Genomic DNA, 14,191 nt, shown 5'->3' with positions numbered 1-14,191 from the left:
CCTTGCGCGCTCATTCCTTCACGGCACCCGTCATCGCCGAGACATAATGCTCTACGAAGAACGCGTAAAGAATAACCAGCGGCAGCGAGCCGCATAGCGCCCCTGCCATCAGGGACCCCCAGCGATAGATGTCACCGTCAACGAATTCGTTGACGATGGCGACCGGCACGGTCTTGTTCGGGGTCGATTGCAGGAATGTCAGCGCGTAGATGAACTCGTTCCAGCACAGCGTGAAGCAGAAGATGAAGGCCGAGATCAGTCCGGGGACGGCGAGCGGCAGCACGATCTTGATCAGGATCTGCCAGCGGCTGGCGCCGTCGATCAACGCGCACTCCTCGAGCTCGAACGGGATGGTCTTGAAATAGCCCATCAGAAGCCAGGTCGAGAACGGGATCAGGATCGTCGGATAGGTCAGGATCAGCGCCAGGGGCGAGTCGAACAGCCCGTACTGAAACACGACGGTCGCGAGCGGAATGAACAGGATCGACGGCGGCACCAGATAGGCCAGGAAGATCAGGCCGCCGACGACGTTGGCGCCCTTGTAGCGCAGCCGCACGATCGCATAGGCCGCGAGCACGCTCGCGATGATCGACAGCACGGTGGCGCCCACCGCCACATACATCGTGTTCCAGAGCCAGTGCGGATAGTAGCTCTCGAACAGCAGCTTGTGGATGTGCTTGAAGGTCGGATTCCAGGTCCAGAACGGATTGTACTTGTCGAGATCGAGCAGCTGCTCATCCGGCTTGATCGCCGTCAGCCCCATCCAATAGAACGGGAACAGCAGGATGATCACGATGATCGACAGCGGGATGTAGAGCGTCACGATCCGCCGCGGCACCGACTGCAGGTAGCTCATGCCCTCGCTGTTGTCGACGCGCGACGGCGTCGACAGGATGCTCTTGAGGTCGACCTTGGAGGCGGGAAGATCAGTCATTGCTCTCTCCCTGCTGCCACTTCCTGCGTTGCAGGCCGAACCATGACACCATGATCGCGGCGAGCAGGAACGGGATCATCGCGCTCGAGATCGCGGCGCCCTCGCCCAGCTGCCCCGCGATGATCGCGCGCTGATACGACAGCGTCGCCATCAAATGAGTGGCGTTGACCGGGCCGCCGCGGGTCATCGCCCAGATCAGCTGGAAGTCGGTGAAGGTGAACAGCACCGAGAACGTCATCACGACGGCGATGATCGGCGTCAGCAAGGGATAGGTGATGTAGCGGAACATCTGCCAGCGCGAGGCGCCATCCAACGTCGCCGCCTCATACAGCGACGGCTGCACGGTCTGCAGGCCCGCCAGCAGCGTGATCGCCACGAACGGCACGCCGCGCCAGATATTGGCGAAGATCACGCAGATCCGGGCCCAGGTGGTGTCGCCGAGGAAATTGATGTTCTGGGTGATCAGGCCGAGATGCTTCAGCGACCAGGAGATGATCGAGAACTGGGAATCGAAGATCCACCAGAACGCCAGCGCCGACAGCACAGTCGGCACGATGAAGGGGATCAGCACCGCGGCACGCAACAGCGCCTTGAACGGCATGCGCTCGTTGAGCAGCAGCGCCAGATAGAGCCCGACCGCGAACTTCACGGCGCTCGCGACGAAGGTGTAGAGCAGCGTATTGAACACCGACAGCCAGAAGATGGCGTCGTCCCATAGCCATTCATAGTTCTCGGTGCCGATGAAATGACCGACGCGGCCGATGCGGGTGTCGGTGAAGGACAGCCAGATGCCGAGCCCCAGCGGATAGGCCAGGAAGAAGATCAGGAACGCCATCGCCGGCAACATGAACCAGAAGCCGAGCCAGTTCTTGTTGTGGCGGAGCTGATCCCACGCGGTCGCTTCCCGGATTTCGGTCTTCGCACGTCGCGGCGCAAGGGCGATGTCAGCCATAGGCGATGTCCCGATTGCTCAACGGATTGAGCATGACTACGCAATATTCCAATGATGGCATTCCAATGATGACGCGGGCGGCGGCGCTCCGCCGCCCGCGGCCATCACATCAGCGATAGATACGCTTCAGCTGCCGTTCGGCTTCCGCCATCGCGGCCTTGCCGTCCTTGGCACCGGTGCAGTAGTTCGCGAACATGTCGACCACGATGAAGTCGGCGATGGCCGTCGCGGCCTTTTCGCCGGGCGTGCCGATGCCGGAGGCCGGCAGCGCGCGCTTCGAGGCCTGGCCGAACACCGCGTTCTTCGGATCGGCGGTCCATACCGGAGCCGAGTCGTAGGCATTGAGCGTGTGGGTGAGATAACCCCGCGCGCCCGACAGCCACTTCTCGAAATTCTCCTTCTCCAGCATGAAGGCGATGAAGGCCTTTGCCGCGTTCGGATATTTGCAGAAGTTGAAGGCGAGGATCGGAACCGCGAGCTGCAATTCGGTCGGCTTGCCGATCGAGCCGACCGGCCACAATGCGTGGTCGATGTCCTCGGCGAGCTCCTTCTTGCTCGGATCGTCCTTGGCCGCGACGTAGATCGAGATGCCGTTCGAGGTCAGGAACAGCTCGCCGGACAGGAAGGCCTTGTTGTTGGAGGAGTCGTTCCAGGACGCGACACCCGGAATGAAGGTCTCCGACAGCGCCTTGGCATACTCCAGCGCCTTCATCGTCTCCGGCGAGTTGATGATGACCTTGTCGTCCTTGTCGACGGTCCAGGCGTTGTGGCCCCAGAGGATGTTGTGCACCCATGCATTGGCGTCGCCGGTGGCGTGGCCGAGCGCGAAACCGGCCGGCGTGTTGTTCTTCTTCAGCGCCTTGCACAGTTCGAGATAAGCAGGGAAATCGGACGGCACCTGCTTGAAGCCGGCCTTCTCGACCGCCGACTTGCGATAGGTCAAATAGCCGCCGATGGTCGCGACGGGAATGCCGAGCCAGTCATTGCCCTGCTTGCAGGTCTTGGCCGCGGCTTCGGTCCAGCCGCCATATTTGTTGCCGAGATAGTCGGCAACGTCGTTCATCTTGAGAACCTTGGTCGGGAACAGCTGCGGCAGCGTGTGCAGGCCCCAGGCGAGGTCGAGACCGGAGCCGGTGTTGGCGGCGACCGAGGCCTTCGGCTGCACGTCCTCGAAGGACTCGCTGAACACGTTCATCTCGGTGCCGGTCGCCGACTTGAAGGCCGCGACCATGGCGTTGAATGCATCGTCTTCCGCGGGCACGAAGCGCTTCCAGCGCATCACGGTGAGCTTGGCGCCGGGCTCCGCCTTCCAGGGCGCGCTCTGCGCCCAGGCCTTGGCGAAGTCGAACAGCGCCGGCCCGGTGAGCATGCCGGTTGCAGCCAGCGCCGTGCCGCCCTGAAGTAGCGAGCGGCGAGTAAAATCGTGCATCGTCCTTCTCCCTATGATTGTGTTTTTGTTGTTTTTGATCTGGCCTGTTGGTCGGCCATTAAGATCGATCGGTCCGTCAGCTGTTCAGTCGTTTCCCCGTCGAATCGTCGAACAGATGGACCAGCGACGGATCCGGCTTGAGCCGAACCTTGTCGCCCGGGTTGAACAGATGGCGCTCGCGGAACACGGCGACGACCTGCTCGCCGCCGAGCTTGGCGAACACCTGGGTCTCCGAGCCGGTCGGCTCGACCACCACGATCTCGGCCTCGGCGCCGTCATCGGCGATGGTGAAATGCTCGGGCCGCACGCCGTAGACCGCGGGTTGGCCGTCGGAATTGGCCGGCGCCGATTTCAGCGGCAGCTTGACGCCGTTCGGTCCCTCGAAATAGGCGGCGCCGTTCACCTTCACATTGCCCTTGAGGAAATTCATCGCCGGCGAGCCGATGAAACCGGCCACGAACTGGTTTGCCGGCGTGTCGTAGAGCTCGAGCGGCGAGCCCATCTGCTCGACGATGCCGTCATGCATCACGACGATCTTGTCGGCCATGGTCATGGCCTCGATCTGGTCGTGGGTGACGTAGACGGTCGTAGTCTTCAGCCGCTGGTGCAGCTCCTTGATCTCGGTACGCATCGCAACACGCAGCTTGGCGTCGAGGTTCGACAGCGGCTCGTCGAACAAAAACACCTGGGGATCGCGCACGATGGCGCGGCCCATGGCGACGCGCTGGCGCTGGCCGCCGGAGAGCTGGCGGGGATAGCGCTCGAGCAGCGGCGTCAGCGCAAGGATTTCCGCAGCGCGCTTGACGCCGGTCGAGATCTCCTCGGGCTTGGCGCCGCGCAGCTTGAGCGAGAAGCCCATATTGTCGGCGACCGTCATGTGCGGGTAGAGCGCGTAGTTCTGGAACACCATCGCAATGTCGCGCTCTTTGGGCTGGACATTGTTGACGACGCGGTCGCCGATCGAGATCGTGCCGGAGGTGATGTTCTCAAGCCCCGCGAGCATGCGCAGCAGGGTCGACTTGCCGCAGCCGGAAGGGCCGACCAGAACGACGAACTCGCCGTCCTCGATCGGGATCGACACGCCGTGCAGGACCTCGAAATTGCCGAACGATTTCCGCACGTCGCGAATCTGGACCGACGACATCCACTTCCCTCCCTCAAGTTCCCGACGACGTACGACGAGTGCCGCCACCGCTCTGTTTTGTTCCGGCCGCGCTGGGTGCGCGGCGCTGTTGGACCGGCGTTATTGTCCGCAGTTTATCCGGTTTTGGCAATCGTTCGATTAGCAATCGCTTGGTAGCGCTGTCAATATCAGTTTGTCTGCGACGAACGTCGTGATATGAGCGGCAAATGGCCCGAAAGCGCATCACGCCAGGCAAGATCCGGCTCGCCGAAGTTGCGAAGCTCGCCGGTGTCAGTCCGATCACGGCCTCACGGTTTTTCAGGAATCCGGAAGCACTTTCGGCCGGCAAGCGCGCCCGGGTCGAAAGTGCGGCAAAAGAACTCGGTTACGTGCCCAATCTCGCGGCACGCGCGCTTGCGTCGCAGCGCACCGAGGTGATCGGTGTCCTGATCCCGTCGCTGACCAACAACGTGTTCTCCGACGTGCTGCGCGGCATCTATGACGCGCTCGACGGCGGCCGCTACAGCATTCAGCTCGCCAACACCCGCTACAGCATCCTGCAGGAAGAGCGTCTGCTGCGTCTGTTTCTGGCACAGAAGCCCGCCGGGCTGATCATTACCGGCATCAACCAGACCGCCGATTCCCGCCGCATCATGGAGACGGTCGATTGTCCGATCGTCCAGATCATGGAGGTCGGTCCCTCCCCGATCGACATGATGATCGGATTCTCGCATTTTGACGCCGCAAAAGCGGCCATCGCCCACCTGCTCGCGCAGGGCTACCGGCGGATCGGATTCCTCGGTGCGCGGATGGACCCGCGGGTGCAGCGGCGGCTCGACGGCTATCGCTTCGCGATGACGGAAGCCGCGCTGTTCGATCCACAGCTGATTGTGACAACGGCGATCCCGACCTCGGTCACGCTCGGCGGGACGCTGTTTGCCGACCTGCTCGCCAAGGCCCCCGACATCGACGCCGTGTTTTGCGTCAATGACGACCTCGCGCTCGGCGCGCTGTTCGAATGCAAGCGCCGGCACATGGCGGTGCCGGAGCAGATGGCGATCGTCGGCTTCAACGACCTCGAATTCATGGCGTCGAGCGAGCCGACGCTGAGCAGCGTGCGCACCAATCGCTACGAAATGGGCAGAAACGCTGCCGTGATGGTGATCGAAACGCTGGAAGGGCGCCGGCCCGCCGAACCCGTCGTCGATCTCGGCTTCAGTGTCATGGAACGGCAAAGCTCGGCGCGACGCAATTGACTTCGTCCGCTACCTGCCCGTCACAAGGGACGCGAAAAATGATAAAATGATAGCGCAACCAAGACCCTTCAACTAAGGTCCAATCCATCACACGAAACACCTGTGCGTGATCGGTCGGGTTTGTAATGCACGACGATTTGCGCAAGGTAGCAACGACGTTGAACCAGAGCCCTTGAATGGGCCCACCAGAGTTTGCATTGCGGGAGAAATCAATGACAAAACCCCCCACCAACGGGCACGACGCCGCAGGCGCGACCAGCAAGGGCAAGGGCCGCAGGCTCCGCTCCCAGGAATGGTTCGACAACCCGCACAATCCGGGCATGACCGCGCTCTATCTCGAGCGCTATCTCAACTACGGCCTGACGCGCGAGGAATTGCAGTCGGGCAAGCCGATCATCGGCATCGCGCAGACCGGCAACGACCTATCGCCCTGCAATCGGCATCACCTCGAACTCGCGCACCGCGTCCGCGAGGGCATCCGCGCTGCCGGCGGCATCGCCATGGAGTTTCCCACCCATCCGATCCAGGAGACCGGCAAGCGCCCGACCGCGGCGCTCGACCGCAACCTCGCCTATCTCGGCCTGGTCGAGGTGCTGTTCGGCTATCCACTCGACGGCGTGGTGCTGACCACCGGTTGCGACAAGACCACGCCGGCCTGCATGATGGCGGCGGCGACCGTCAACCTGCCGGCGATCGTGCTATCGGGCGGCCCGATGCTGAACGGCTGGCACGAAGGCCAGCGCACCGGCTCCGGCACCGTGGTGTGGAAGGCGCGCGAGCGGCTCGCCGCCGGCGAGATCGACTATGAGCAATTCATCGAGATCGTGGCCTCCTCGGCCCCCTCGGTCGGTCACTGCAACACGATGGGCACCGCCTCCACCATGAACTCGCTCGCGGAAGCGCTCGGCTTCTCGCTGCCGGGCTGCGCGGCGATCCCGGCGCCGTATCGCGAGCGCGGCCAGATCGCCTACGAGACGGGAAAACGCATCGTCGACATGGTCTGGGAGGATTTGAAGCCATCGGACTTCCTGACGCGCGAGGCGTTCGAGAACTGCATCGTGGTCAACTCCGCGATCGGCGGCTCGACCAATGCGCCGATCCACATCAATGCCCTGGCGCGCCATGTCGGCGTCGAGCTGTCGATCGACGACTGGCAGAAATACGGCCATGACGTCCCGCTGCTGGTGAACATGCAGCCGGCCGGCTTCTATCTCGGCGAGGAATATCACCGCGCCGGCGGCGTGCCCTCGGTGGTGCGCGAGCTGATCAAGCACAAGCGCATCCACGAAGGCGCCCTTACCGTCAACGGCCGCACCATGGGCGAGAATTGCAAGGTAGCACCTGCGCCCGACGGCGACGTGATCTGGGGCTACGACAAGCCGCTGGTGAAGGACGCCGGGTTCATCGTGCTGCGCGGCAATCTGTTCGATTCCGCGATCATGAAGACCAGCGTGATCTCGAAGGAATTCCGCGACCGCTATCTGTCCAACCCGAAGGACCTCAATGCCTTCGAGGGCCGCGCCATCGTGTTCGAGGGTCCGGAGGACTATCACGCGCGGATCGAGGATCCCGCGCTCGACATCGACGAGCACTGCGTCCTGTTCGTCCGCGGCACCGGCCCGATCGGCTATCCCGGCGGCGCCGAGGTGGTGAACATGCAGCCGCCCGCGGCGCTGATCAAACGCGGCATCCTGTCCCTGCCCTGCATCGGCGACGGAAGGCAGTCCGGCACCTCGGGCTCGCCCTCGATCCTCAACGCCTCGCCCGAGGCCGCCGCCGATGGCGGGCTCGCGATCCTGAGGACCGGCGACAAGGTGCGCATCGACCTCAACAAGGGCAGCGCCAACATCATGATCTCGGAGGATGAGCTGCGCACCCGCCGCGCCGAGCTGAAGGCCAAGGGCGGCTTCCCGCATCCGGCCAACCAGACGCCGTGGCAGGAGCTCTACCGGCAGACCGTCGGCCAGCACGCGACCGGCGCCTGCCTCGAGCTCGCGACGCGCTACCACGACATCGCCGGCAAGGTCGGCGTGGCGCGCGACAATCACTAGGACGCAAACCGTCATTGCCGGGCTCGACCCGGCAATCCATCGTTCTTCGGAAGATGGATGCGCGGGTCAAGCCCGCGCATGACACTGCAAATCGCCAAAGAAGGAAGAAACGCATGTCAGACCGCCTGAAGGGCAAACGCGCATTCGTAACCGCAGCGGCCGTCGGCATCGGCCGCGCCTGCGCGCTGGCCTTTGCCCGCGAGGGCGCGGCCGTGTTCGCGTCCGATATCGACGAAGGCAAGCTTGCACTGCTCAAGCAGGAAGGCGTCGCCGAGGTTGCGAAGCTCGACGTGCGCGACACCGCAGCGGTCGAGGCAATGGCAAAACGCGCCGGGAAGACCGACATCCTGCTCAATGCCGCGGGCTTCGTGCATCACGGCACGGCGCTGGAGTGCTCGGACGACGACTGGGACTTCTCCTTCGACCTCAACGTCAAGTCGATGCACCGCACCACGCGCGCCTTCCTGCCCGGCATGCTGGCGCAGGGCGGCGGCTCCATCGTCAACATCGCCTCCGCCGCCGGCGCGGTGAAGGCGGCGCCGAACCGCTACGTCTATAGCGCCACCAAGGCCGCAGTTGCGGCACTGACGCGCTCGGTCGCGGCCGACTTCATCACCAAGGGCATCCGCTGCAACTGCATCTGCCCCGGCACCATCGAGACGCCTTCGATGCTTGAGCGTGCAGCGGCTGCCGGCCCGCAGGGACGCGAGATGTTCGTTGCGCGCCAGCCGATGGGCCGGCTCGGCACCGCCGAGGAAATCGCCGCGCTCGCCGTCTATCTTGCCAGCGACGAAAGCTCGTTCACGACAGGCGTCGCGCATGTCATCGACGGCGGCTGGACGCTTTAGCTCTGACCTCTCCCCGCCCTTCTGCGGGGAGAGGTCGGATTGCGAAGCAATCCGGGTGAGGGGCAAGGCACGATATCTCCGCCAACGCATGTGGTGTTCAACCGGCATGATTCCCGACATTTTGGACCGGCATGATCCCCGACAGTTTGGGTTAAGCGGTCTGTTCACCCGGTTCGCGCAGCCCCTCACGAGGCGGAGCGAACCGGGTGAACAGGCCGCGGCGGTCGATGAGACCGACGTCGAGGTCGCAGAAACGGACGACGTGGTCACCGGTATCGAGTTCGGCGATGCCGACAAGTTCGTTCACCAGCGCCTGACCGATAAAGACGAACTTGCCTTTCCATTTAATCTCCCCGTTGCCGCGAACACGGCGGGCCTGGTGATCGGCGTCATACCAGGGGTCTTGCTCGCGATCCGCCATGGTGCGTTGAGATGCTCGATAGGCGTCCTCCGGCGGCCGTTGGCCCAGCGCTTCGTGAGGACGTTCCCTATTGTAATGCTCTCGGAAAGCGTCAAAGCGAGCCTGTTGCTCCGACGCATTATCTGCCGGTGGGCTCGATGTTTGCGCCTTCAAGGTGCGATGCATGCGCTCATGGCGACCGTTCTCCTGCGGCGAGGCCGGACGGATGAAGTGCGGCGTAATGCCGAGCTTCAGCCACCAGACCGACAATGTGGTGAGACCGCCGGCGCCGCGCGAGCCGAACGGCGAACCATTGTCGCAGCGGATTGCCCGCGGCAGGCCATGCTCGCGGAAAGCTCTTTCGAAGCGGGGGCGGACGCCCTCGGTCGTCGGTGCGACGATCTGCAGTTCGATCAGGAAGCGGCTGTGGCTGTCGGCCACCGTCAGGGGATCGACCCGGCACTGGTCGCGGGTACGAAACCAGCCCTTGAAGTCCACGCTCCACTCGTCGTTCGGCTCCTGCACCGGCGTGCAGGGACGCCGCTGGTCGAGCGGACGGCGACGGCGCTTCACCGGCGAGATCAGCCCCGCGCGCTTGAGAATGCTCCCAATCGTCGACGCCGCCGGCCAATCGATCTCCGGCGCCTGGCGGTCGAGCAAGGCGAGCAGCTTGCGCGGTCCCAGATAGGGAAAGCGCTGCCGAGCCGCGATTACCTTCTCTGCAATCGCTGCATCGGTCGTTTGTCGGCATTGCTGCGGCGCATGCGAACGGTCCCTGAACCACTCCGGATCGCCGCCCTGCTTCCGCTGGCGCCATGCGTAAAACGTGTCGCGGCAGATACCGTGACGGCGGCACAACTCCGACACGCTCCAGTTCCCGCTCTCGTACTCCATAAACATCCGGATACGCTCTTCCATCCGACTGGTCTCTCTGAACGGCATCGTCGGGCCCTCCCGCCGATGCTTCTAGAAACCTGTCGGCAATCATGCCGGTCCAAACTGTCGGGTATCTATCCGGTCTGTACCTGGAGACAACCCCTCACCCCACCCCTCTCCCCGCAAGAGCGGGGCGAGGGAGCCGACTTCCGCCGCGGCAGCATCTGAGGAAAACGTCAAAGGACAAGACAATGAACAAGATCGATCTCAACGGCCGCTGTGCCGTCGTCACCGGCGGCGCGCAGGGATTTGGCCGCGCCATCACCGAGCGCTTTGTCGCGTCGGGCGCCAAGGTCGCGATCTGGGATTTCGACCAGCCGCTGGCCGAGAAGACCGCGCGAGCGATCGGCGAGAACGTGATCGCGATCAAGACCGACGTCACCGATCCCGACGCGGTCGACGCCGCACGCGATCAAACGCTGCGGGCGTTCGGCAAAATCGACATTCTCGTCAACAACGCCGGCATCACCGGAGCCAACAAGCCGGTATGGGAAACCGATCTGGACGACTGGCGCAGGGTGATGCGCATCAATCTCGAGGGTCCCTTCATCTGCTGCAAGGCGATCGTGCCGACCATGATCGGCCAGAAATACGGTCGCATCGTCAACATCGCCTCGATCGCCGGCAAGGAAGGCAATCCGAACGCCGCACATTATTCGTCGTCGAAGGCGGGCCTGATCGCGCTCACCAAATCGCTCGGCAAGGAGCTCGCGCAGCACGACATCCTGGTCAATGCGGTGACGCCGGCCGCAGCGAAGACCGCGATCTTCGACCAGATGACCCAGCAGCACATCGACTTCATGCTGTCGAAGATCCCGAAAGCCCGCTTCGTGCAGGTCGAGGAACTCGCCTCGATGGTGGCGTGGCTGGCATCGGAAGACTGCGCCTTCTCCACCGGCGCGGTGTTCGACATCTCCGGCGGACGCGCGACTTATTAGATCGCCGCGCGCCTCGCCGGCTGCCGCAGCGCCGCGACGAGATGATCGGCCAGGAGTGACGCCGCGTGCGACAGGTTTTGCGCGCGATGCAGCCGTATCTCGGCTCGCGGCAGCCGCGGCATGCCGTCGCGCGCGGTCAGCCGGCGCAGCGTCGGCGGAAAGGTCCCCGACTTGACCACGGTCACGGCGAGGCCCTGCGCCGCGATCGCCTCGACCGCGGACAGGCTGTGGCTGACAAAGGCGAGCCGCCACGGCCGGTTCGCCTCGTCCAGCGCCTGCATCGCCCAGCTCCGGAACAGGCAGCCCTGCGGATAGAGCGCGACCGGCAGCGGATCGAGCTCTTCGACGCGATGCGCGGCGCTCGCAGCCCACACCGCCTGCTCGGTACGCAGCAACTCGCCCTCGCCGCGTCCCTCCGGGTGCATCGCGATTACAAGGTCATAGGCTTCGCCGAGCCGATCGGTCATCGTCGACGTCAGCCCGGTCTCCATCTCGACATGGATCAGCGGATAGCTGGCGATGAAGTCCTTGAGCAGCGGCGGGACGATCATCGTCCCGTAGTCGTCCATCACGCCGAGACGGACCCGCCCATCCGTGCCGTGCGCGCGCACCCGGCCGATCGCCTCCGCATTGAGGCTCAGAATGCGGCGGGCATAGCCGAGCAACCCCTCGCCTGCCGCACTCAGATCGACGCTGGACGTGCTGCGGTGAAACAGTTCGGCCTGCAGCCGCTCTTCCAGCCGCTTCACCTGCATGCTGACGGCGGATTGGGTCCGGTTCAGCGCCGAGGCCGCGCGGGTAAAGGAGCGATGCTCCGCCACCGCGACAAAGGCCTGCAGAAGATCCGGGTCCAGGATGGGCGCACTCATAACGATCTGTGATTTGGTCGATCAAATCTATTCCATATCCTGATTATGTCCCGGTCCCTAGATTGCGCAAGCAAAACCAAGGGGTGAACGGAATGGGCGAGATCTGGGGCGTGTTGGCAGCGGTGGCATCGAGCGCGCTGGGCGGCACTTCGATCGGGGCGACGCGGTTTCTGGTCGGCGCCATCGATCCGCTGGCGATCGGCGCGTTCCGCTTCGGCATCGGCGTCCTGCTGCTGCTGCCGCTGGCGCTGCTGCAACGCCGGAGCTGGCCGACGCGGCACGACTGGCCCGGCGTTGCCGGCCTCGGCCTGCTGTTCTTTGCGGCGTTTCCGGTCCTGTTCAACGCCTCATTGATCTTCACCACCGCCGCGCGCGGCGCACTCGCGCTGTCGACGCTGCCGCTGCTGACCATGCTGGTCGGCGCGGCGCTGGGCGCCGAAGCGCTCACCGCGCGCAAAACCGGCGGCGTGCTGATCACCATCCTTGGCGTCTCGTTGGCGCTGCTCTCCGGCCTCGCCACGGCACCACCTGGCGCTTGGCGCGGCGACCTCTTGATGATCGCAGCCGCGCTGTGCATGGCACTCTACAGCATCTGGTCAAAACCCTATATCCGCCGCTCCGGCCCGATCCCCTTCACCACGCTCGCGATGGCGGCCGGGGCTGTTGTCCTCATGACAGCGTCGCTGCTGCGCGGCAGTTTTGCGCCGGTTGCCGATTTCGGCGCGCCGCAATGGTTCGGCGCGATCTATCTCGGCGCCTTCGGCGCCGCGCTCACCTTCTATCTCTGGGCCCTCGCGCTGGAGCGGACGACCCCGACCCGGGTCGCGATCTCCGTCACCGTCAATCCGATCGCGGCATCGCTGGTCGGCGCAGCGCTGCTCGGCGAGCCGCTGAGCTGGAATCTGGTGGCCGGCATCGTCACCGTTTTCGCCGGCATCTGGATCGCGACCACCCAGCCGCCCCTGGCGCACGCGGTCGCCCCCGACATGCGCTGACCTGCGGCAACGCTCGCCAGCAAGGCCTTCAGCGAATCCGTGCTAGCCTGAGGTCCGGCCCCAGCGAACCCGAGGCGGCACGCCATTGAACATCTCCCTCTATGACATCTCCGTCTGGGTACTGCCGGTGGTCATTGCGATCACGTTTCACGAAGCCGCGCACGGCTTCGTCGCGCATCGGCTCGGCGACGACACCGCCTGGCAGCTCGGCCGCGTCAGCTTCAACCCGCTGAAGCACATCGATCCGTTCGGCACGCTGATCCTGCCCGCGGTGCTGCTGTTCGCGCACTCGCCGTTCCTGTTCGGCTACGCCAAGCCGGTGCCGGTGAACTTCCGCAAGCTCAATCATCCCAAGCTCGACATGGTGTGGGTGGCGCTGGCCGGCCCGGCCACCAACATCATCCTGGCGATCGCCGCGGCGCTGGCATTCCACGCGCTGCCATTGGTGCCGGCCGATGCCGCAAAATGGACCGCGGACAACCTGAAAAACGCCTTCCTGATCAACATCGTGCTCGCGATCTTCAACATGATGCCGATCCCGCCGCTGGACGGCGGCCGGGTCGCGGTCGGGCTGCTGCCAAGGCCGCTGGCGATCCCGCTCGCCCGGCTGGAGCCCTACGGCATGCTGATCCTGATCGGGCTGTTGATCCTGCTGCCGGTGATCGGCCAGCAAGTCGGCCTAAATCTTGATGTTATTTCAACGATACTGCGAACTCTGACCGGCTATGTAATCAACGCCCTTCTCCTCATTACCGGAAACACATAGCCTTGATCTGCGTATGATCCGACCGGAAAACCGGTAGCCATTCTTCCGGGTCGTGCGTTGAGGACGGGAACGCTTCGAGGCCATGGTGATCAAAGCTGCCGATATGCTGATTGCACGACGCGCCGACACCCGCGCGCGGGCCGACTTTGCGACCTGGAAGATGATGGCCAAGCTGAACGGCGCCTCCGCCTTGCCGCCCGAGGCGCAGAATTTCCTGGCCATTTACAACAAGCTGCTGGGACAGATGAGCGAAGCCGACGCCGGCGAGGCGACCATCCAGCAAATGTATCGCACCTATTATGTCGAGATGGGCGGCGCCGGCAAAGCGCCGGAGGTTCCGGCGCGCGCGCGTGAGCCGGTGGCTGACAGCGGCAATGTCACGGCGTTCCGCCGCCTGCCCGCCAAGAAGGCGAGCGCCTCCGACCCGAACGCCAAGCGTCCGATGCCGGTGGCGCTGATCTTCGCCTGCCTCGTCGTGGTCTACGTCGCGATCCGGTACTACTGGAAATAGCGCCGTCCGCGCTTCACCCTATCCGCGTCTGATGATCGAACTACGCACACCGCGGCATCCCGTCGCGCGTCACCGGCTGCGCAATCGCCGTGGCGTGGAATATCGCGCACGAGCGATCGCGCCGGCGCTCTAGGCGATGCGCCCGATGCCGGGCATAATGCGGAACTCAAAAAGACAAAATCA

The 14,191-nt window shown here is 64.2% G+C and carries 13 protein-coding genes; 7 read left to right on the top strand and 6 right to left on the bottom strand.

The features are described from left to right. Positions 1-10: 10 nt before the first annotated feature. The 4 genes from ACVWYP_RS21890 to ACVWYP_RS21875 form a co-directional block, all read right to left on the bottom strand. A complete protein-coding gene (locus ACVWYP_RS21890) occupies positions 11-934 on the bottom strand; it encodes a carbohydrate ABC transporter permease (protein ID WP_016847193.1) in 924 nt (307 codons plus the stop codon). Then, a complete protein-coding gene (locus tag ACVWYP_RS21885; RefSeq protein ID WP_304499765.1) occupies positions 927-1,886 on the bottom strand; it encodes a carbohydrate ABC transporter permease in 960 nt (319 codons plus the stop codon). The genes ACVWYP_RS21890 and ACVWYP_RS21885 overlap by 8 nt, the downstream gene beginning before the upstream one ends. 109 nt (positions 1,887-1,995) lie before the next feature. Then, complete coding sequence (locus ACVWYP_RS21880; protein WP_057019733.1) at positions 1,996-3,315, bottom strand: ABC transporter substrate-binding protein; 1,320 nt, start codon at positions 3,313-3,315, stop codon at positions 1,996-1,998. A 76-nt stretch (positions 3,316-3,391) separates the two neighbouring features. After that, entirely contained in the window at positions 3,392-4,459 is a 1,068-nt protein-coding gene (locus ACVWYP_RS21875) for an ABC transporter ATP-binding protein (RefSeq protein ID WP_028334988.1), read from the bottom strand. 206 nt (positions 4,460-4,665) lie between these two features. On the opposite strand from ACVWYP_RS21875, the gene gntR reads away from it, so the two are divergent. The 3 genes from gntR to ACVWYP_RS21860 all read left to right on the top strand — a co-directional run bounded on the left by gntR (position 4,666) and on the right by ACVWYP_RS21860 (position 8,593). After that, positions 4,666-5,694 carry an HTH-type transcriptional regulator GntR gene (gntR, locus tag ACVWYP_RS21870; protein WP_304499764.1) on the top strand — a complete coding sequence of 343 codons (1,029 nt, stop codon included), beginning with the start codon at positions 4,666-4,668 and terminating at the stop codon, positions 5,692-5,694. 212 nt (positions 5,695-5,906) lie between these two features. Further along, positions 5,907-7,745, top strand: coding sequence for an IlvD/Edd family dehydratase (locus ACVWYP_RS21865; RefSeq protein WP_304499763.1), 1,839 nt, complete (start codon positions 5,907-5,909; stop codon positions 7,743-7,745). A 113-nt stretch (positions 7,746-7,858) separates the two neighbouring features. Next, the gene (locus ACVWYP_RS21860; protein ID WP_304499762.1) at positions 7,859-8,593 is read left to right on the top strand and encodes an SDR family oxidoreductase; all 735 of its coding nucleotides are present in this window, start codon (positions 7,859-7,861) and stop codon (positions 8,591-8,593) included. A 151-nt stretch (positions 8,594-8,744) separates the two neighbouring features. On the opposite strand, the gene ACVWYP_RS21855 is transcribed toward ACVWYP_RS21860, so the two are convergent. After that, positions 8,745-9,911: an integrase core domain-containing protein gene (locus tag ACVWYP_RS21855; RefSeq protein ID WP_304499761.1), complete on the bottom strand. Its 1,167-nt coding sequence runs from the start codon at positions 9,909-9,911 to the stop codon at positions 8,745-8,747. 209 nt (positions 9,912-10,120) lie between these two features. Here ACVWYP_RS21855 and ACVWYP_RS21850 point away from each other — a divergent pair, with 209 nt between their 5' ends. Next, positions 10,121-10,867 carry an SDR family NAD(P)-dependent oxidoreductase gene (locus ACVWYP_RS21850; protein ID WP_304499760.1) on the top strand — a complete coding sequence of 249 codons (747 nt, stop codon included), beginning with the start codon at positions 10,121-10,123 and terminating at the stop codon, positions 10,865-10,867. Here ACVWYP_RS21850 and ACVWYP_RS21845 read toward each other — a convergent pair. After that, positions 10,864-11,736 (bottom strand): LysR substrate-binding domain-containing protein, encoded by an 873-nt coding sequence (locus ACVWYP_RS21845; protein ID WP_304499759.1) that lies wholly within the window; start codon positions 11,734-11,736, stop codon positions 10,864-10,866. The genes ACVWYP_RS21850 and ACVWYP_RS21845 overlap by 4 nt on opposite strands. Positions 11,737-11,828: 92 nt before the next feature. On the opposite strand from ACVWYP_RS21845, the gene ACVWYP_RS21840 reads away from it, so the two are divergent. The 3 genes from ACVWYP_RS21840 to ACVWYP_RS21830 all read left to right on the top strand — a co-directional run bounded on the left by ACVWYP_RS21840 (position 11,829) and on the right by ACVWYP_RS21830 (position 14,008). After that, entirely contained in the window at positions 11,829-12,731 is a 903-nt protein-coding gene (locus tag ACVWYP_RS21840) for a DMT family transporter (RefSeq protein ID WP_304499758.1), read from the top strand. 85 nt (positions 12,732-12,816) lie between these two features. After that, complete coding sequence (locus ACVWYP_RS21835; RefSeq protein WP_038384092.1) at positions 12,817-13,497, top strand: site-2 protease family protein; 681 nt, start codon at positions 12,817-12,819, stop codon at positions 13,495-13,497. Positions 13,498-13,600: 103 nt separating this feature from the next. Then, complete coding sequence (locus tag ACVWYP_RS21830) at positions 13,601-14,008, top strand: hypothetical protein (protein ID WP_304500272.1); 408 nt, start codon at positions 13,601-13,603, stop codon at positions 14,006-14,008. Positions 14,009-14,191 lie beyond the last annotated feature (183 nt).

The organism is Bradyrhizobium sp. USDA 3262 (genome assembly GCF_054060035.1).
This window is presented reverse-complemented; position numbering and strand designations above follow the sequence as displayed.